At 64.0% G+C, this 16,593-nt stretch carries 20 protein-coding genes; 10 read left to right on the plus strand and 10 right to left on the minus strand.

Annotated elements, in window-relative coordinates:
• The first annotated feature begins 14 nt into the window (after window positions 1-14).
• From asd to PVT67_RS15315, 4 genes are read left to right on the plus strand one after another with little or no spacing between them, the layout of a single operon-like run.
• Complete coding sequence (gene asd, locus PVT67_RS15300) at window positions 15-863, plus strand: archaetidylserine decarboxylase (protein ID WP_336407763.1); 849 nt, start codon at window positions 15-17, stop codon at window positions 861-863.
• Window positions 860-1,720 (plus strand): DMT family transporter, encoded by an 861-nt coding sequence (locus tag PVT67_RS15305; protein ID WP_301495070.1) that lies wholly within the window; start codon window positions 860-862, stop codon window positions 1,718-1,720. Before asd ends, PVT67_RS15305 begins: the two co-directional genes overlap by 4 nt.
• 32 nt (window positions 1,721-1,752) lie before the next feature.
• Window positions 1,753-4,992 (plus strand): mechanosensitive ion channel domain-containing protein, encoded by a 3,240-nt coding sequence (locus PVT67_RS15310; RefSeq protein ID WP_301495071.1) that lies wholly within the window; start codon window positions 1,753-1,755, stop codon window positions 4,990-4,992.
• A 9-nt stretch (window positions 4,993-5,001) separates the two neighbouring features.
• Window positions 5,002-5,703, plus strand: a complete 702-nt coding sequence (locus PVT67_RS15315; protein ID WP_301495073.1) for a glycerophosphodiester phosphodiesterase — start codon at window positions 5,002-5,004, stop codon at window positions 5,701-5,703.
• A 363-nt stretch (window positions 5,704-6,066) separates the two neighbouring features.
• Here PVT67_RS15315 and efp read toward each other — a convergent pair whose 3' ends face one another.
• On the minus strand, window positions 6,067-6,633 hold the full coding sequence (efp, locus tag PVT67_RS15320; protein ID WP_301495075.1) for an elongation factor P: 567 nt from the start codon (window positions 6,631-6,633) through the stop codon (window positions 6,067-6,069).
• A gap of 39 nt (window positions 6,634-6,672) precedes the next feature.
• On the opposite strand from efp, the gene epmB reads away from it, so the two are divergent.
• Window positions 6,673-7,692 (plus strand): EF-P beta-lysylation protein EpmB, encoded by a 1,020-nt coding sequence (gene epmB / locus PVT67_RS15325; RefSeq protein ID WP_301495078.1) that lies wholly within the window; start codon window positions 6,673-6,675, stop codon window positions 7,690-7,692.
• Window positions 7,689-8,003, plus strand: a complete 315-nt coding sequence (locus PVT67_RS15330; RefSeq protein WP_301495079.1) for a prephenate dehydrogenase — start codon at window positions 7,689-7,691, stop codon at window positions 8,001-8,003. Before epmB ends, PVT67_RS15330 begins: the two co-directional genes overlap by 4 nt.
• 23 nt (window positions 8,004-8,026) lie before the next feature.
• On the opposite strand, the gene PVT67_RS15335 is transcribed toward PVT67_RS15330, so the two are convergent.
• Window positions 8,027-8,485: a VOC family protein gene (locus PVT67_RS15335; RefSeq protein ID WP_301495082.1), complete on the minus strand. Its 459-nt coding sequence runs from the start codon at window positions 8,483-8,485 to the stop codon at window positions 8,027-8,029.
• A gap of 81 nt (window positions 8,486-8,566) precedes the next feature.
• Window positions 8,567-9,556 (minus strand): aldo/keto reductase, encoded by a 990-nt coding sequence (locus PVT67_RS15340; protein WP_301495084.1) that lies wholly within the window; start codon window positions 9,554-9,556, stop codon window positions 8,567-8,569.
• A 98-nt stretch (window positions 9,557-9,654) separates the two neighbouring features.
• Here PVT67_RS15340 and PVT67_RS15345 point away from each other — a divergent pair, with 98 nt between their 5' ends.
• The 3 genes from PVT67_RS15345 to PVT67_RS15355 all read left to right on the plus strand — a co-directional run bounded on the left by PVT67_RS15345 (window position 9,655) and on the right by PVT67_RS15355 (window position 11,165).
• Window positions 9,655-10,566, plus strand: a complete 912-nt coding sequence (locus PVT67_RS15345) for a LysR family transcriptional regulator (RefSeq protein WP_301495086.1) — start codon at window positions 9,655-9,657, stop codon at window positions 10,564-10,566.
• A gap of 63 nt (window positions 10,567-10,629) precedes the next feature.
• Entirely contained in the window at window positions 10,630-10,974 is a 345-nt protein-coding gene (locus PVT67_RS15350) for a DUF2750 domain-containing protein (protein WP_301495088.1), read from the plus strand.
• A gap of 2 nt (window positions 10,975-10,976) precedes the next feature.
• Window positions 10,977-11,165 carry a hypothetical protein gene (locus PVT67_RS15355; RefSeq protein ID WP_301495090.1) on the plus strand — a complete coding sequence of 63 codons (189 nt, stop codon included), beginning with the start codon at window positions 10,977-10,979 and terminating at the stop codon, window positions 11,163-11,165.
• Between the two features lie 46 nt (window positions 11,166-11,211).
• On the opposite strand, the gene PVT67_RS15360 is transcribed toward PVT67_RS15355, so the two are convergent.
• Window positions 11,212-11,751 (minus strand): YaeQ family protein, encoded by a 540-nt coding sequence (locus PVT67_RS15360; RefSeq protein WP_301495092.1) that lies wholly within the window; start codon window positions 11,749-11,751, stop codon window positions 11,212-11,214.
• 143 nt (window positions 11,752-11,894) lie between these two features.
• Between PVT67_RS15360 and PVT67_RS15365 the strand changes: the two genes are divergently transcribed.
• Complete coding sequence (locus PVT67_RS15365; RefSeq protein WP_301495095.1) at window positions 11,895-12,680, plus strand: MerR family transcriptional regulator; 786 nt, start codon at window positions 11,895-11,897, stop codon at window positions 12,678-12,680.
• Window position 12,681: 1 nt separating this feature from the next.
• Here the strand turns inward: PVT67_RS15365 and PVT67_RS15370 are convergent, their stop codons facing one another.
• From PVT67_RS15370 to PVT67_RS15395, 6 genes are all read right to left on the minus strand, one after another.
• Window positions 12,682-12,969, minus strand: coding sequence for a YciI family protein (locus PVT67_RS15370; RefSeq protein WP_301495097.1), 288 nt, complete (start codon window positions 12,967-12,969; stop codon window positions 12,682-12,684).
• 40 nt (window positions 12,970-13,009) lie between these two features.
• The gene (locus PVT67_RS15375; RefSeq protein WP_301495099.1) at window positions 13,010-13,309 is read right to left on the minus strand and encodes a hypothetical protein; all 300 of its coding nucleotides are present in this window, start codon (window positions 13,307-13,309) and stop codon (window positions 13,010-13,012) included.
• 24 nt (window positions 13,310-13,333) lie between these two features.
• Entirely contained in the window at window positions 13,334-13,657 is a 324-nt protein-coding gene (locus PVT67_RS15380; RefSeq protein WP_301495101.1) for a glutaredoxin family protein, read from the minus strand.
• A 273-nt stretch (window positions 13,658-13,930) separates the two neighbouring features.
• Window positions 13,931-15,568 carry a chaperonin GroEL gene (gene groL / locus PVT67_RS15385; RefSeq protein WP_301495103.1) on the minus strand — a complete coding sequence of 546 codons (1,638 nt, stop codon included), beginning with the start codon at window positions 15,566-15,568 and terminating at the stop codon, window positions 13,931-13,933.
• Between the two features lie 42 nt (window positions 15,569-15,610).
• Window positions 15,611-15,904 (minus strand): co-chaperone GroES, encoded by a 294-nt coding sequence (locus PVT67_RS15390; RefSeq protein ID WP_301495105.1) that lies wholly within the window; start codon window positions 15,902-15,904, stop codon window positions 15,611-15,613.
• Between the two features lie 125 nt (window positions 15,905-16,029).
• Complete coding sequence (locus tag PVT67_RS15395; protein ID WP_301495107.1) at window positions 16,030-16,479, minus strand: FxsA family protein; 450 nt, start codon at window positions 16,477-16,479, stop codon at window positions 16,030-16,032.
• Window positions 16,480-16,593 lie beyond the last annotated feature (114 nt).

Below are 16,593 nucleotides of genomic sequence, written 5' to 3' on the forward strand. Positions count from 1 at the left end.
CAAGGAAATGACCGGTGTTTGACCAACTGAAAATCGCCCTGCAATACATGATTCCCCAGCACGGCCTGTCCCGCCTGGTGGGCTGGCTGGCCGCGGCCCGCGCCGGCGCCCTGACCCACGCCTTCATCCGCGTCTTCATCAAGCGCTACAAGGTGGAGATGAGCGAAGCCAAGGAAGAAAACCCCGACGCCTTCGCCAGCTTCAACGACTTCTTCACCCGTGAACTCAAGGACGGCCTGCGCCCCCTGGCCGACACCGACCTGGTGCTGCCGGTTGACGGTACCGTCAGCCAGCTGGGCCCCGTCAGCGAAGGTCGCATCATCCAGGCCAAGGGCCACGACTACAGCGCCGAGGCCCTGCTGGGGGTCCCCGAGCTGGCCGCCCCTTACCAGAATGGCCATTTCGCCACCATCTACCTGGCCCCCCGCGACTACCACCGCATCCACATGCCCATCAAGGGCAAGCTGACCGACATGATCTACGTGCCCGGCGCCCTGTTCTCGGTCAACCCCCTGACCGCCGAGAAGGTGCCCGGTCTCTTCGCCCGCAACGAGCGGGTGGTGACCCTCTGGGAAACCGAAGTGGGCCCCATGGCCCTGGTGTTGGTGGGCGCCACCATAGTGGCCAGCATCGAGACCGTCTGGGCCGGTACCGTCACCCCGCCCACCGGTAAAGGGGTGCGCCACTGGGATTATCGTCACCTCAAGCCCGTCGTCCTGGACAAGGGCGAAGAGATGGGCCGCTTCAAGCTGGGCAGCACTGTGGTGCTGCTGTTCGGTGAGCAGGCCGTCAACTTCGCCGAAGAGCTGGCCCCCGGCGTCACCACCCGCCTGGGCGGTGCCTTCGCCACCAAAGCCGGATGACGCCGGCCAAGAGCCTCTGGGAACTGCACCTGTCGGTACTGCTGTTTGGCGGTACCGCCCTCTTTGCCAAGCTCATCCCCCTCGGCGCCCTGGACATCACGGTATTGCGCTGCGCCATCGCCGCCACTTGCCTGGCCCTGGTGGCCAAGGCCAGGGGCGGCCGGTTGCGCCTGGGCAGCGGCCGTGAATACCTGACCGCCCTGGTGCTGGGCACCATAGTGAGCCTGCACTGGCTCACCTACTTCGCCGCCATCCAGGTGGCCAGCGTGGCGGTGGCCATCATCGCCTTCTTTACCTACCCGGTGATGTCGGTGCTGCTGGAGCCGCTGCTGGAGCGAAAGCGCCCGCAGGGCCGGGATCTGTTGGCCGCCGCCACTGTGCTGCTGGGCATAGCCCTCATCATGCCCAGCACCGACCTTGACGACAGCACCACCCAGGGCGTGGCCCTCGGAGTGCTCTCCGCCCTGCTGTTCACGTTGCGCAACCTATTGCACAAGCGCCGCTTCAGCCACCACTCGGGCCCCAAGGCCATGTTCTACCAGACCCTGGTGGCGGTACTGGTGCTGGGCCCCTTCCTGACCGGCAAGGCCACCGCCATGACGGCAACGGGCTGGGCGCTGCTGCTGGTACTGGGGGCCGTTTTCACCGCCATGCCCCATGCCCTGTTGGCCCAGGCCCTGGCCAAACTCAAGGTGAAGACGGTGGCTTTGATCTCCTGCCTGCAGCCCCTCTATGCCACGGCCCTGGCGGCCCTGGTGCTGCACGAGGTGCCGAACGGCCGCACCCTGCTGGGTGGCCTGCTGGTGGTGAGCGCCGCCGCCTATGAGACTCTGGCAGCCAGGTCACAAAAGCCCTAGGATGAGGGGGCCACTGCCTCATGGACGTCCCTATGCCCCTTCTGCCGCGCCTGTGCCTGCTGATGCTGCTGCTCGCCTTCGGTGCCCAGGCCAACACCCCCATCCAGAAACTGCTCAAGGAGCAACTGCAAAACCAGGCCCAGGCCGCCGCCAAGGCCGCCGACCCCCAGTCTGATCAACTGGCGGCCCTCTACAGCGAGGCGGCCCAGCTGACGGAGCAGCGGGACGAACACCTCAAGGCGGCCGCCCAGTACCAGGCCGTCATCGACGGTTTCGCCCAGCAGCAGGCCAAGAAAGAAGCGGCCCTGGCCCAGTACCAGAGCCCGCCCCTGCCCAAATACGACAGCTGGCCGGAAAGCCGACTGGACAAGGAACTGCCCCAGGTCAGCAGCAACCTGGCCCGGCTCAACGACCAACTGGACAACCTCATCAACGAGCAGAGCCGCATTTCCAGCCGCGCCGGCCAGGGCGCAGTGCAGGCGGCGGCGCTGCGCAGCGACCTCAGCCAACAGCAGGCGGAACTGGACAAGCTGTCCGGCTCCGGCGCCCTGGACCAGGCCAAGCTGGCCCTGGCCCAGGCCAAGGTGCAGATGCTCCAGGCCTGGATCAAACGCCTGGAACTGGAGGACGCCTCCGCCAGCCAGCGCCTGCGCCTCAAGGAGCTGGACCAGGAACTGCTGACCCTGCAGATAGCCGACCAGGTGGCCCGCCAGTCGGCCATGCAGGCCGCCACCAACGCCAAGCGCCAGGCGCGGATCCAGGCCACCTTGCTGGAGAGTCTGGACAAGGACTACCAGCACCCCTTCCTGGATCAGCTGGCCCAGGAGAGCATCGGCTATGCCGACCAGCTGGCCCAGCTCAACGACCAGATAGTGGCCACCCTGGGGCAGCTGCGGGACGTCAAGCAGAAGAACCTCGATTGGCGGGAATACCAGGCCTCGGTACAGAAGCAGATCGAATGGCTGAAGGTCAGCGCCGCCTTCGGCGAGACGCTACGTATCCGCTACGACCAGCTGCCCAGGGACTTCCAGCACCGCCGCCTGGTGGACACCATCAACCAGGCCCGCATCGACAAGTACGAGTTCGACCAGAAGCTCAAGGCCGCCGAACCGGCAGAAGCCCTGGCCGGGCTTTCCGACCGCCAGCGCCAGCAGGCCCGCAAGCTGCTGGAGACCCGCCGCCAGCTGCTCAAACGGCTGTCGGAGCGCACCTTCGAATACCTGGGCCACCTGACCCAGCTGGAGATCGCCACCGGCGATCTGGAAAAGACGGTCACCGAACTCAAGACCCTGATCGAGGGCCACCTTTTCTGGATCCCCAACGCCCGGCCCCTGAGCTGGGACTGGATCAAGGCCCTGGTGGCCGACAGCGCCCGTTTCGCCGGCCAGAAATTGGGGGCCGGCAGTGAATTCAAACCCAGCCGCCACCCGCTGCTACTGGCCCTGGTGCTGGGCCTGGTGCTGCTGGCGGTGCTGATCCGCTGGCTGGAACGGTACCGGCTGCGCACCCGCCTGGCGGAGCTGGGCAGGCCGGTGGGCAACGTCACCCGCGACAGTATCACCTTCACCCTCAAGGCCCTGGCCCTGACGGTGGCCTATGCCACGCCGGTGCCACTGCTGTTCCTGGTGCTGGGGCTGCTGGCCCAGGCCAGCCAGCCGGCCCTGGCCATGGCCCTCTATGCTGGCGCCTGCGGCACCGGTATCTGGCTGACAGTGCGCAACCTCACCCACGAGGAAGGGGTGCTGCAGGGCCATTTCCGCTGGCGGGCCGCCGGGGTCAAGCGGCTGCGGATCACGGTGCGGCGCCTGGCCCTCGTCGCCACCCCACTCTTGATGCTGACCCTTTACTGCCAGCTCCAGGCCGAGGAGGCCATACGCCAGGGGCTGGGGCGCCTGGCTTTCATGGCCCTGGCGGCGGGGCTGGCCCTCTTCTACCAGCAGCTCTACAAGCACAGGGCGCTGCTGGTCTACAACCTCGACAAGGGCCTCAAGCCCAAGCCCTGGCACCACCTGCTGTGGTGGCTGTCCGTGGTCATACCCCTCGCTTCACTGGGCCTGGCGGTGACCGGCTACTACTACACGGCCCAGCAGCTGCTATGGCTGGAGCAGCTGTCCCTGCTGATGCTGTGCGGCTACGGCTTCATCTACTACCTGGCCAAACGGCTGCTGCTCATAGAAAGGCGCAAGATCGCCTTCGCCCAGGCCAAGGCCAAACGCGCCGAGCTGCTGGCCCAACGGGCCAAGGAAAACCCCGATGGGGACGCCAACCTGGAGGTGCCGCCAGAAGAGGCCCTGATCGACATCGAGACCATCGCCAGCCAGTCCATAGTGCTGATGCGCACCCTCTTCAAGCTGGTGGCCGTGATCAGCCTGCTGCTGCTCTGGTCCTCCATGTACGACGCCCTGAGCTACTTCGAGCACGTCAATCTCTGGGACGTCACCACGCTGGTGGACGGTGAGGAAAAGTCGGTGCCCGTGACCCTGATGGCGCTGATCTGGGCCCTGCTGGCCCTGATGCTGACGGTGGTGGGCAGTCGCAACCTGCCGGGCTTCTTGGAGCTGGCGCTGCTGCAGCGCCTGCAGCTGAGCCCCGGCACCGGCTTTGCCGTCACCACAGTGTCACGCTACCTGGTGATAGTGGTGGGGCTGGTGGCCGTTTTCGGCCTGCTGGGCATCGAATGGGCCAAGGCCCAGTGGCTGGTGGCGGCGTTGACGGTGGGGCTGGGCTTTGGCCTGCAGGAGATCTTCGCCAACTTCGTCTCGGGCCTGATCATCCTCTTCGAAAAGCCGATCCGCATCGGCGACACCGTCACCATCCGCGATCTGTCCGGCACCGTGGCCCGCATCAACACCCGCGCCACCACCATAGTGGATTGGGACCACAAGGAGATCATCGTCCCCAACAAGGCCTTCATCACCGAGCAACTGGTGAACTGGTCGTTGTCGGACCCCGTGACCCGTCTCATCCTCAAGGTCAGCGTCAACCACGGCTCCGACACCGACCTGGTGCAGCGGTTGATGCTGGCCGCGGCCAAGGATTGCCCGCTGGTGCTGGAAAACCCCGAGCCCTCGGCTTACCTGCTGGGCATAGGGCCTTCTTCCCTGGATTTCGAGCTGCGGGTCTATGTGGGTGACACCGACAACCGCCTGCGCACCTGCCACGCCCTTTACAGCGAATTCCACCGCCGCTTTGCCGAGCAGGGTATCCAGCTGGCCTGGCCCAAGCTGGATCTCAAGCTGCAAGGCAAGGCCGAGGCCCCCCTTTTCTCATAAGGCAGACCCATGAAGATCTTCGCCCACAGGGGGGCCTCAGGGGAGGCTCCCGAAAACACCTTGGCGGCCTTCCGCCTGGCCCTGGACCAGGGCTGCGAGGCCATAGAGCTGGACCTGCAGCGCTGGCACGACGACATACTGGTGCTGCACGACCGCTGGCTGCATCACAGCACCAGCGGCCAGGGCCTGCTGGAAAACCAGAGCAGCGACGCCCTGGCCCAGGTCGACGCCGGCGACGGCCAGCCCATACCCCGGCTCTGGGAGGTGTTGGAGCTCTGCGCCGGCCGCTGCCAGCTGAACCTGGAGCTCAAGGCCCACGACCTGCTGCCGGTGCTGCTGCCGCTGCTGGACAGGGCCGTCACCGAGCTGGGCTGGCAGCCCGAGGATCTCCTGATCTCCTCCTTCCACCACCGCCAGTTGGCCGCCTTCCAGGCCATGAAGCCGGACTGGCCCATAGGGCTGCTGATCAGCCACATCCCCCTGGAGCTGGCCCCCATGTTGGGCCCCTTGAAGGTGTTCTCGTTGCATCTCGACTGCGCCTTCGTGGACAGGGCCCTGGTGGAAGAGGCCCAGCGCCTGGGGCTCAAGGTCTACAGCTACACGGCGGACGAACCCGAGGATCTGCACCGGCTGGCGCTGCTGGGGGTGGACGGCATCTTCACCAATTACCCGGCTCGCTCCAGGGAATGGCTGTTGAGCCATATCACCTGAGGCGGTGCAACACAGCCATCTTCACGCCGGTTTGCCCGGCCCGATCCAGGGAATAGCTGCAAAGCCATATCACCTGAGGCGGTGCAACACAGGCATCTTCACGCCGGTTCGCCCGGCCCGCTCCAGGGAATGGCTGCAAAGCCATATCACCTGAGGCGGTGCAACACAGCCATCTTCACGCCGGTTCGCCCGGCCCGCTCCAGGGAATAGCTGCAAAGCCATATCACCTGAGGCGGTGCAACACAGCCATCTTCACGCCGGCTCGCCCGGCCCGCTCCAGGGAATGGCTGCAAAGCCATATCACCTGAAATCAGCCATAAAAAAAGCCGGCATCCGCCGGCTTTTTCCTTTTTCGTCAAGGTATTACTTGACGCGGGAGACGTACTCGCCGGAGCGGGTGTCGACCTTGACCACTTCGCCGATCTGCACGAACAGCGGTACCTTGACCACGGCGCCGGTGGTGAGGGTGGCCGGCTTGCCACCGGTACCGGCGGTGTCACCCTTGAGGCCGGGATCGGTCTCGGTGATTTCCAGCTCGACGAAGTTCGGCGGGGTCACGGCGATGGGGGCGCCGTTCCACAGGGTCAGGGTGCAGACGTTCTGCTCCACCAGCCACTTGGCGGAATCACCCACGGCTTTGGCGTCGGCGGCCAGCTGCTCGAAGGTCTCGTTGTTCATGAAGTGGTAGAACTCGCCGTCGTTGTAGAGGTAGGCCAGTTCCATGTCCATGACGTCGGCGCCTTCGACGGTCTCACCGGACTTGAAGGTTTTTTCCAGGGTCTTGCCGGAGATCAGCTTCTTGATACGAACGCGGTTGAAAGCCTGGCCCTTGCCGGGCTTGACCAGTTCGTTGTCGATGATGTTGCAGGGCTCGCCGTCGAGCATGATCTTGAGACCGGACTTGAATTCGTTGGTACTATAGGACGCCATTTTTGCCTCTTGTACGATTCTGTTGTAGCGAACTGTTAGATGCCGCAAATGATAACCGCAAAAGCCCCGCTGTGGGAGCTTTGCTGGCGGGATGAACTCAAAGCCGCCATTTCCGACCCTCTGGAGTTGGCAAGGACGCTGCAATTGGATACCGCCCCCCTGGAAGCGGGCTTTGGCGCACGCCGCCTCTTCCCCCTGCGGGTGCCAAGGCCCTTCGTGGCCTTGATGGAAAAAGGCAATGCCCAGGACCCCCTGCTCAGGCAGGTGATGACCGACCAGGCCGAGTTCGCACAAACTCAGGGCTTCAGCACAGATCCCCTGGACGAGCAGGATGCCGCCGTACCGGGGCTCTTGCACAAGTACCAGAGCCGGGTGCTGTTCATCTTGAAGGGCGGCTGCGCCGTGAACTGCCGCTACTGCTTTCGCCGCCACTTTCCCTACAACGACAACCCGGGCAACAAGGCCAGTTGGCAACAGGCCCTGGACTACATAGCGGCGCGCCCCGAGATAGAGGAAGTGATCCTCTCCGGCGGCGACCCGCTGATGGCCAAGGACGAAGAGCTGGCCTGGCTTATCGAAAGGCTCAATGCCATCCCCCACCTCAAGCTGCTGCGCATCCACAGCCGGCTGCCGGTGGTGATCCCGAGCCGCATCGACCAGTCCTTCCTCGATACCCTGGCCGTCAGCCGCCTGCCGGTGACCCTGGTGCTGCACATCAACCACCCGGCCGAAGTGGGGGAGGACCTGGCCAAGGCCTGTAGCGCCCTGCGCGCGGCCGGGGTGACGCTCCTTAACCAGAGCGTGCTGCTGGCCGGTATCAACGACGACGCCCAGGTGCTGGTTGCGCTCTCCCACCGGCTGTTCGCGGCCGGCGTACTGCCCTATTACCTGCATGTGCTGGACAAGGTCCAAGGCGCCGCCCACTTCCTGGTGGACGATGGCCGCGCCCGGGACCTGATGCGCCAGCTCAACGCCCGCCTTTCCGGTTACCTGGTGCCGCGCCTGGCCCGGGAAGAAGCCGGCAAGCCCGGCAAGACACTGATGGATTTGAATCTATGAACGAGACCCAACACCCAAGCCTGCTCCAAGCCTTGCGCGACAGCCTCAAGGCCGCCTACCAGCAGGCCCTGGACGCCGACCGCAAACTCGACGCCCTGGCCAGCGAGAACCTGGCCCAGTTCGAGACGGTGCTCAAGCCCAATAACGGCTTTACCGTCGAAGCCACGCGCTTCAAACCCTATGTGGAGGAGTTGGGCCAGGAGCTGATCGCCCTGGAAGCCAGCCAGGCCTTCAACACCGACCTGGAGAAGCTGACCCGCAAACTGGGGCTGCTGCTGCAGACCTTGGCCAGGTTCAAGACCATGGCATGAAGAAGGGGCCCTTGGGCCCCTTCTTATTGGAACATGGCGGCCATGCGCCGCTGCAACTCCTCATGGCCCACATCCTCGATGTGGGTGCCCAGGGTCCATTGGTGGCCGAAGGGATCGAGCACAGTGCCGGATCTGTCGCCATAGAACTGGTCTTTCAGCGGCATCAGCTCGGTCGCCCCGGCTGCGATGGCCTTGGCGAAGGCGCTGTCCACATCTGGCAGGTAGAGCATCAGGGAAAGGGGCGTGCCACCCAGTGTCTTGGGGCTTTGGGTCTGCCACTGGGGGTTTTCCTCGGACAACATCAGCGGTGAGTCCCCAATTTTGAGTTCGGCATGGGCCAGGCTCCCCCCCGGCATGTCCATGCGCAAGGTAACCTCGGCGCCGAAGGCCCTCTGGTAGAAGTCGATGGCGGCGGCGCCGTCCTGGACTATGAGGTAGGGGGTCAGGCTGTGGTGGCCTTGTGGAATGGCTTTGACTGTCATGAACTGTTCCTTGTCTGCGGTTTGCCTCCAGGAGTATAGGCGGGGAAAAAAGGAGCCGGCGTCCCGGCCGGCCCCTTTATCTCAGTGCGCCACCAGCGTCATGCCGGCCTGGGTATAGCGGCCACCGGCGGCCACGTCCGGCGGGAATATGGCCTCGATGGCCGCCAGTTCCTCGGGGCTCAGGCTCACCGCCGCGGCCTGGATGTTGTCTTCCAGGTAGCGGCGGCGCTTGGTGCCGAACAGGGGGATGATGTGCTCCCCCCTGGCCAGCAGCCAGGCCAAGGCCAGTTGGGAAGGGCTGACGCCCTTGTCGGTGGCCAGGGCTTTGACGGCCTCCACCAGTTCCAGGTTCCTGGCGAAGTTCTCCCCTTGGAAGCGCGGATTGGTGCGGCGGTAGTCGCCGGGCTCGAAATCGTCCACGGAGCGGATGGCGCCGGTCAAAAAGCCGCGGCCCAGGGGGCTGTAGGCCACGAAGCCCACGCCGAGGCGCTCGCAAGTGGCCAAGACGGTGCGCTCCGGGTCCCGGGTCCAAAGGGAATACTCGCTTTGGACGGCGGTGATGGGGTGCTCCTGATGAGCCCGCGCCAGGGTGGCGCCGTCCACTTCGCTGAGGCCGAGGTAACGGACCTTACCCTCTCGCACCAGATCCCCCATGGCGCCCACCGTTTCCTCCACCGGCACTGCCGGATCCAGGCGGTGCTGGTAGTAGAGATCCAAGTGGTCGGTACCGAGACGCTTGAGGCTGCCTTCCACGGCCTGGCGCACATAGTCGGGCCGGCCGTTGACGCCGCGCTTCTCGGGATCCTGGGGGTCGCGCACTATGCCGAACTTGCTGGCCAGGAAGACCTGGCTGCGCCGGCCCTTGAGGGCTTGGCCCAGCAGTTCTTCGTTGCTGAAGGGGCCGTACATGTCGGCGGTGTCCCAGAAATTGACCCCTTTCTCCAGGGCCAGGTCCAGGGTGGCCAGGGACTCGCCCTGGTCGCGGCCGCCGTAGAAATCGCTCATGCCCATGCAGCCCAGGGCCAGGGCCGACACCTCCGGGCCCGCGGCCCCCAGTCGACGCATCTTCATCTCTTACCTCCTTGGTTGGATGGCCACAGCATCTTTGTTTTCATCTTTCCGATAAACAGCGCTATAAGGTTTTCACTATTTGAAAAACACGAACAATGATGGACAGACTGCAAAGCCTCGCCGTGTTCCAGCGGGTCTGTGAAGCCCAGAGCTTCACCAAGGCCGCCGCCAGCCTCAACCTGCCGCGCTCCACCGTGACCCAGGCGGTGCAGCGGCTGGAAAGCCAACTGCGGGTGCCGCTGCTGGTCCGTACCACCCGCCAGGTCAACCTGACCCGGGAAGGAGAAGCCCTGCTGGCCAAGGCCCGCCAACTGCTGGCGGACTGGGACGAACTGGAAGCCCTCTTCCAACCCCAGGCCCAACCCGGCGGCATACTGAGGATAGACCTGCCGAGCCGCCTGGCGAGATTGGTGGTGATACCGGCCCTGCCTGGCTTTCACGATGCCTACCCGCAGATCCAGCTTCACATCGGCATCTCCGACAAGCCCATCGACCTGGTACAGGAAGGGGTGGACGCCGTGTTGAGGGCGGGGCCCCTGCAAGACAGCAACCTGGTGGCCCGCCGGCTTGGGGAGATCCCCCTGGTGACGGTGGCCAGCCCCGGCTACCTGGCCCGCTTCGGTACGCCGCAGCACCCGGAGCAGTTGGACGGCCACCAGATGGTGGGTTACGCCTCCCCCAGCAGCGGCCGCATCGACCCTTTCGAGTACCACGACGGCAGCCAGTACTGCCACCGCATGCTGCCCCACCCCATCACCACCAATGGCGCCGACGCCTACATGGCCGCCGCCCTGGCCGGCCTGGGCCTGGCCCAGTGCCCGTCCTACGACGCAAGGCGCCACCTGGTCAGCGGCCACCTGCAAGAGCTGCTGGCCGCCTACCCGCCCAAGCCCATGCCCTTGGCCATCCTCTTCCCCCAGCGGGGCCAGCTCAGCCGGCGGGTGCAGCTCTTCGCCGACTGGTTGGCCGGGCAGCTGAGAGCCCAGGCTGTGACCCAGGTGCAAAAATAACCGAGCAAGGCCAGCCGATAACGGCCATAATGGCGCCGTCAAACCCGTACAAGGACATCGAGCATGACCAACTGGCAAAAGAGCTACGACAGCTTCCTGGCCCGCATCCAGGAAAGCGGTGAACTGTGGAGCCTCAACTCCGAAGATGGCTGGGTGATCTGCGATTCGGCCGAGTTTGAAGACGCCGAGGTCATGCCCTTCTGGTCCAACAAAGCAGAAGCCGATCGCCACTGCGTTGACCAATGGTCCGATTACCGCGCCGAGCGCATCAGCCTGATCGATTTCGTGGAGCTGTGGCTGCCGAACCTGGCCGAAGACGATATCCTGGTGGGCCCCGACTGGAACGAAGATCTCGAAGGCCTGGAAGTGGAGCCGGGCGACATCGCCGAGTCCCTGCTGGAGGTGTGACGATGAACGTCAACAGCACCCAGGTGAACGGTGGCGCCGAGGCCCTGTCCGCTCACTTCACCAACAACCAGATCCGCCGCCAAGGGGCCATGGCCCTGGAATTGATGCAGAGCGCAGCCCAGGCCCCCCAGGCCGAGGCCGCGCCCAAGTCGGACGGCCCCCTTGGCCAACACGTCGATATACAGGTCTGAACCCAGGCCCAAAAAAAGCCCGGCTACTGCCGGGCTTTTTCATGGCTCAGTGCCAGCAATCCAGGCGCAGCGCCGCCGTCTGCTCGCCGTTGGTCAGCAACCACTCCCCTTCCATCAAGGTGGCCCCCAGGCTCATGTTGCGACCGGCCAGGGCGGCCAGGGCCGGCAGCTGGTCGAAGGAGAGGTTGAACACCTGCACCCGGGCGCCCAGGGCCTGGATCTCGCTGCCCGCCTGCTTCCACCACTGCTCGGCACCGCGGGCGCCGTAGGAATAGACCAGTACCTTCTCGGCCCGTGACAAGCCCTGCTTGATGCGTTTCACCGTCGGCTCCCCCAGCTCTATCCAGAGCAGGATGCGGCCGTCAGGGGCCTTGAGCCAAAGGTCCGGCTCGTCGTCGGTGCTGATGCCCTTGGTGAAGGCGAGATCCTCCTGGGCATTGGCGATGAAGGCCAACAGCCGCACCATCAGCCGGGTTTCGGTCTCGGACGGATGGCAAGCCAGGGTCAGCTGGTGCTCGCCATAGTAGTGCCGTTCCAGGTCGCTGATATTGAGATGTGCCTTGTAGATGGTCGCGCCCAGTGCCACGGCCCGCTCCTTTGCTTGAGGTCGAAGTGGCGCAGTGTCCGCCAAGGCGGCCGGGCTGTCCAGCCAGACCGGTAAAAAGCCCTTGCTCCTGACGTTGGGTGAGGTGCCAAACTGGGGTCCATCGGCTCGAACAGGAGTGACAAATGAAGAAGGACGACAGCTATTCCATCGGTGAGGTGGCCCGCAAGACGGGGCTGACGGAGCGGGCCCTGCGCTTCTACGAAGAACAGGGACTGATCAGCCCGGCCCGCACCCAGGGCTACCGCCGCGCCTATGACCGCGAAGATCTGGAACAGCTCCAGCAGGTCCAGCTGCTGCGCCGCGCCGGCTATTCCCTGGCCGACATCGGCAGCCTCCTCGACGCCTGCACCCTGAACCCCGCTACCGTCATCCGGTTGCAGATAGCGGCCATCAAGGGCGAGCGGGATCGCCTGAGCCGCCAAATAAGGGCCCTGGAAGCCACGGCGGCCGACTTGGATCAGGACCAGGAGATGGACGTGCACCAACTCTGCGAACTGATCCGCCTTGGCGAACAGAGCGCCGAACAGGCCGGCTGGCAGCAGGTGGTCAAAGACTATTTCAGCGAAGAGGACAGCGCCCGCTGGCAGCGGGCGACCCGCCCCTTGATGACAGAGGAATGCCAGCAGGATTGGGCGGAGCTTGTGGCCAGGGTGGAAAAGGCGATAAGTGCCGGCGTCGCTCCCAACAGCTTGGGCGCCATAGCCCTCGCCAAAGATTGGCTGGCACTGCAGGCACCGATGCAGGGCGCAGTCCCCGGGCTCTGGCAGCAAAGCGCGCAGATGATGGCGAACATGGAGCAGTGGTCCCACCTGGCCAGGCCGCCCTTCAGCAAGGCCGTGTTCGACTTCGTCACGGCGGCGGTCCAGGCCGGGCGCGCCCAAAAGCTGCTCCCGGCCGCTGGAGCCTGATTCAGTCCAGCAAGGGTTCCAGGCCGGCTGCCGTCATGGTGGCTTCGAACTGGACAACCTCGTAGCGGGCCACGCTGGCCAGGGCAAAGGGGTCAGCAGCCAGCACCGCCTCCAGGGCTTCGCGGCTGGCGGCCTTGCAGAGGATGACGCCGCCGTCCCTGGGTACCTTGCGCCCCGAGGCCAGGAAGACACCAGCTTCATAGCCCTGCTTCAGCCAGGCTTTGTGGGCTTCCAGCAGGGCATCGACTTTATCCAGGGGTTGGATATAGGTCAGGGTAACGACAAACATGGAAAGGCTCTCCTTGAGACAGTGGCGGCAATAGCATATATCAAGGACGCTCGGTAAAGCTCAGGGAATGGCGAAGGCCGGGATCGGAGCCGCCGCCGACCTCGGCATCCCAGTAACCGTCTGTGACCAGGGTTGCCTTGCGCAGGCCCAGATCCCAGAGTGCACGACAGGCGGCCGTGCTGGAGGGAAAGACCAGGCTGGCGCCCGTCTCATCCTCTATCCACACCAGCTTCTGGCCGAGGCGCAGCCGCAGCCGGTAGATCAGGGTTTCGATGCCGACCACCTCCACAGGAGGCCGGAAACCGTTGGCCAGCACCGCTTTCAATTCCGCGAGGGTCATGGTCGCTTCCCACCCACCGTATCGCTACTGCCTCTTCTGCAACGCCTGGCGAATACGGTCAGGGGCATAGCCGTGGATCACCTTGTCTCCCAGCACCAGTATCGGCAGGGAGGCGTCGCCGTACTTGGCCCGGATCTGGTCCGCTTCCAGGGCGTAATCCATGTTGACCCGCTCGGCCTTGACCCCGAGCTCCTGCAACAAGGCGTCGGTGCGCACGCAGGCCGGGCACCAGTCGTTGGTGTAGAGCTTGGGACTCTTGTCACCGGCATGCCAAAAGGAGCTGGAGAGCACAGTGCCATCTTGATGCAGCAAAAAGGCCAGCAGCCCAAAGGCAAAGATGCGTTCCATCTTCAGAACCTCGAATTGCTCAATTAGCGAGCATTAGAAGACCCCTTTGCTGAACTCAGAATTAATCACCCCGATCTCAGGCAAGGTGCCCTGCTGGCATCCCTGAAATGCCCATGGCAACTGGGCTGGCGGCAGATATTGGGATGCCAATATGTCCTTGGTACAGGATTCCGATACGGACGCGAAAAGCCGGCGCGGATCGGCGAGAACCACTAGGAACGGAGTTATAAAAAAGCCCCGCCAAGGCGGGGCTTTTTCTTCAAGCAGGGCTGCTTACATCATGCCGCCCATGCCGCCCATGCCGCCCATATCGGGCATGGCGGGGGCATCTTTCTTCGGCAGTTCGGTGACCATGGCTTCGGTGGTGATCATCAGACCGGCCACGGAAGAGGCGAACTGCAGGGCGCTGCGGGTCACCTTGGTGGGATCCAGGATACCCATCTCCAGCATGTCACCGTAAGTGTCGTTGCCAGCGTTGTAACCGAAGTTGGCAGCGCCGTCCTTGACCTTGGCGGCGATGACGGAGGCTTCGCCACCGGCGTTCTCGACGATCTGGCGCAGCGGGGCTTCCATGGCGCGCAGGGCGATCTTGATGCCGTGGTTCTGGTCTTCGTTGTCACCGGTGAGCTCGGCGACCTTGGAGGCAACGCGCACCAGGGCCACACCACCGCCAGGAACCACGCCTTCTTCGACGGCGGCACGGGTGGCGTGCAGGGCGTCTTCGACGCGGGCCTTCTTCTCTTTCATTTCCACTTCGGTAGCGGCACCGACCTTGATCACGGCAACACCGCCGGCCAACTTGGCCACGCGCTCTTGCAGCTTCTCTTTGTCGTAGTCGGAAGTGGACTCTTCGATCTGGGCGCGGATCTGCTTGACCCGGGCGTCGATGGCGGCGGCTTCACCGATACCGTCGATGATGGTGGTCTCGTCCTTGGTGATGACGACACGCTTGGCCTGGCCCAGCTCTTCGAGGCCGGCCTTTTCCAGTTCCATGCCGATCTCTTCGGAGATGACGGTACCGGCGGTCAGGATGGCGATGTCCTGCAGCATGGCCTTGCGGCGGTCACCAAAGCCGGGGGCCTTGACGGCAGCGACCTTGACGATGCCACGCATGGTGTTGACCACCAGGGTAGCCAGGGCTTCGCCTTCCACATCTTCGGCGATCACCAGCAGCGGCTTGCCGGACTTGGCCACGCCTTCGAGGACGGGCAGCATCTCACGGATGTTGGAGATCTTCTTGTCCACCAGCAGGATGTAGGGGCTGTCCAGCTCTACGCTGCCGTTGTCGTGGTTGTTGATGAAGTAGGGGGACAGGTAGCCGCGGTCGAACTGCATACCTTCAACCACGTCCAGCTCGTCTTGCAGGGCCTGGCCTTCTTCGACGGTGATAACGCCTTCCTTGCCCACCTTGTCCATGGCCTCGGCCAGGATGTTGCCGATGGTTTCATCGGAGTTGGCAGAGATGGTGCCGACCTGGGCGATGGCCTTGGAGTCGGCGCAGGGCACGGACAGGGCCTTGAGTTCGGCAACGGCGGCCACAACGGCCTTGTCGATACCGCGCTTCAGATCCATGGGGTTCATGCCGGCGGCAACGGCCTTGAGGCCTTCGTTGACGATGGCCTGGGCCAGTACGGTCGCTGTGGTGGTGCCGTCACCGGCTTCGTCGTTGGCCTTGGAAGCGACTTCCTTGACCATCTGGGCACCCATGTTCTCGAACTTGTCTTCCAGTTCGATTTCCTTGGCGACGGAAACGCCGTCCTTGGTGATCAGGGGAGCGCCGAAGGACTTGTCCAGCACCACGTTGCGGCCTTTGGGGCCCAGGGTGACCTTAACGGCGTCGGCCAGGATGTTCACACCCTTGAGCATTTTGACGCGGGCATCGTTACCGAATTTGACTTCTTTTGCTGCCATTTTCTAATTCCTCTTAAAAAACGGATTGAAACTGGTAGGGGATCAGGCTTCGACGATCGCCAGGATGTCGGACTCGCTCATGATCAGGACTTCCTGACCGTCGAGCTTCTCGGTTTTCACACCATAGCCATCATTGAAGATGACTTTGTCACCGACTTTGACATCCAGAGGCTTGACGTCGCCGTTGTCCAGGATGCGGCCCTGGCCCACGGCCAGGATCTCGCCACGGGTGGATTTCTCGGCGGCAGAGCCGGTCAGGACTATGCCGCCGGCGGATTTGGCTTCAACCTCGATGCGTTTGACGATGACGCGGTCATGCAACGGACGCAGTTTCATCTTGAAAGTCTCCTAAACGTTTAAGTCTGAACGTTTTTGACAAAGGGCCACAGGGACCCCAAATCTCCATGCCTCCCATATGGGGCAGCCAAGGTAGGATCCCAAGGGGGAAGCGAAAAAATTTTTCAGTCCTTGCGCTCGAACTCACCTTCGATGGTGTTGTTCTGGCGAGGCGAATGGCCTTGTTGGCCCGGCTGCCCCCCCATGGGGCCGGCGGAATAAACCACCATCCGCTTGCCAAGTTTGGCCGCCAGCTTGCCGCGCACCGAGGGCACCAGCAGCACTATGCCGGCAAGGTCGGTCAGCAGGCCAGGGGTCAGCAGCATGACACCGGCGATGAGCAGCAGCAGGCCCTCGCAGATCTGCTGGCCTGGCACTTCGCCTGCAGCCAGGCGCCGCTGGGCCTCGGCCCAGGTGGCAAAACCGGCCTGGCGCACCAGGCGGGCACCGATGACGGCGGTGATCACCATCAAGGCGACGGTCGGGACCACGCCTATGATGCCGCCGAGCTTGATCAGCAGGCTGATCTCGATGAAGGGAACGATAAGGAAGAGCAGGAAGAGTCGGCCGAACATGGGGCCTCCTTGGAAGGGCTTGTAAGAAAACTGGGGGCGCTCTGGTCTTTTTTCAAGCCTGTGGCGGCTGCAATCGCCTTTTGTCTTGCAGGGCAAAGGGTTAAGGTAGCAGCC

The sequence above is a fragment of the Gallaecimonas kandeliae genome, from assembly GCF_030450055.1.
Lineage (GTDB): Bacteria > Pseudomonadota > Gammaproteobacteria > Enterobacterales > Gallaecimonadaceae > Gallaecimonas > Gallaecimonas kandeliae.

Coding starts and splice junctions, on each gene's coding strand:
- PVT67_RS15305 (WP_301495070.1), top strand. CDS start 860: ATGACGCCGGCCAAGAGCCTCTGGGAACTGCACCTGTCGGTACTGCTG.
- PVT67_RS15310 (WP_301495071.1), top strand. CDS start 1,753: ATGCCCCTTCTGCCGCGCCTGTGCCTGCTGATGCTGCTGCTCGCCTTC.
- PVT67_RS15315 (WP_301495073.1), top strand. CDS start 5,002: ATGAAGATCTTCGCCCACAGGGGGGCCTCAGGGGAGGCTCCCGAAAAC.
- efp (WP_301495075.1), bottom strand. CDS start 6,633: ATGGCGTCCTATAGTACCAACGAATTCAAGTCCGGTCTCAAGATCATG.
- epmB (WP_301495078.1), top strand. CDS start 6,673: ATGCCGCAAATGATAACCGCAAAAGCCCCGCTGTGGGAGCTTTGCTGG.
- PVT67_RS15330 (WP_301495079.1), top strand. CDS start 7,689: ATGAACGAGACCCAACACCCAAGCCTGCTCCAAGCCTTGCGCGACAGC.
- PVT67_RS15335 (WP_301495082.1), bottom strand. CDS start 8,485: ATGACAGTCAAAGCCATTCCACAAGGCCACCACAGCCTGACCCCCTAC.
- PVT67_RS15340 (WP_301495084.1), bottom strand. CDS start 9,556: ATGAAGATGCGTCGACTGGGGGCCGCGGGCCCGGAGGTGTCGGCCCTG.
- PVT67_RS15345 (WP_301495086.1), top strand. CDS start 9,655: ATGGACAGACTGCAAAGCCTCGCCGTGTTCCAGCGGGTCTGTGAAGCC.
- PVT67_RS15350 (WP_301495088.1), top strand. CDS start 10,630: ATGACCAACTGGCAAAAGAGCTACGACAGCTTCCTGGCCCGCATCCAG.
- PVT67_RS15355 (WP_301495090.1), top strand. CDS start 10,977: ATGAACGTCAACAGCACCCAGGTGAACGGTGGCGCCGAGGCCCTGTCC.
- PVT67_RS15365 (WP_301495095.1), top strand. CDS start 11,895: ATGAAGAAGGACGACAGCTATTCCATCGGTGAGGTGGCCCGCAAGACG.
- PVT67_RS15370 (WP_301495097.1), bottom strand. CDS start 12,969: ATGTTTGTCGTTACCCTGACCTATATCCAACCCCTGGATAAAGTCGAT.
- PVT67_RS15375 (WP_301495099.1), bottom strand. CDS start 13,309: ATGACCCTCGCGGAATTGAAAGCGGTGCTGGCCAACGGTTTCCGGCCT.
- PVT67_RS15380 (WP_301495101.1), bottom strand. CDS start 13,657: ATGGAACGCATCTTTGCCTTTGGGCTGCTGGCCTTTTTGCTGCATCAA.
- groL (WP_301495103.1), bottom strand. CDS start 15,568: ATGGCAGCAAAAGAAGTCAAATTCGGTAACGATGCCCGCGTCAAAATG.
- PVT67_RS15390 (WP_301495105.1), bottom strand. CDS start 15,904: ATGAAACTGCGTCCGTTGCATGACCGCGTCATCGTCAAACGCATCGAG.
- PVT67_RS15395 (WP_301495107.1), bottom strand. CDS start 16,479: ATGTTCGGCCGACTCTTCCTGCTCTTCCTTATCGTTCCCTTCATCGAG.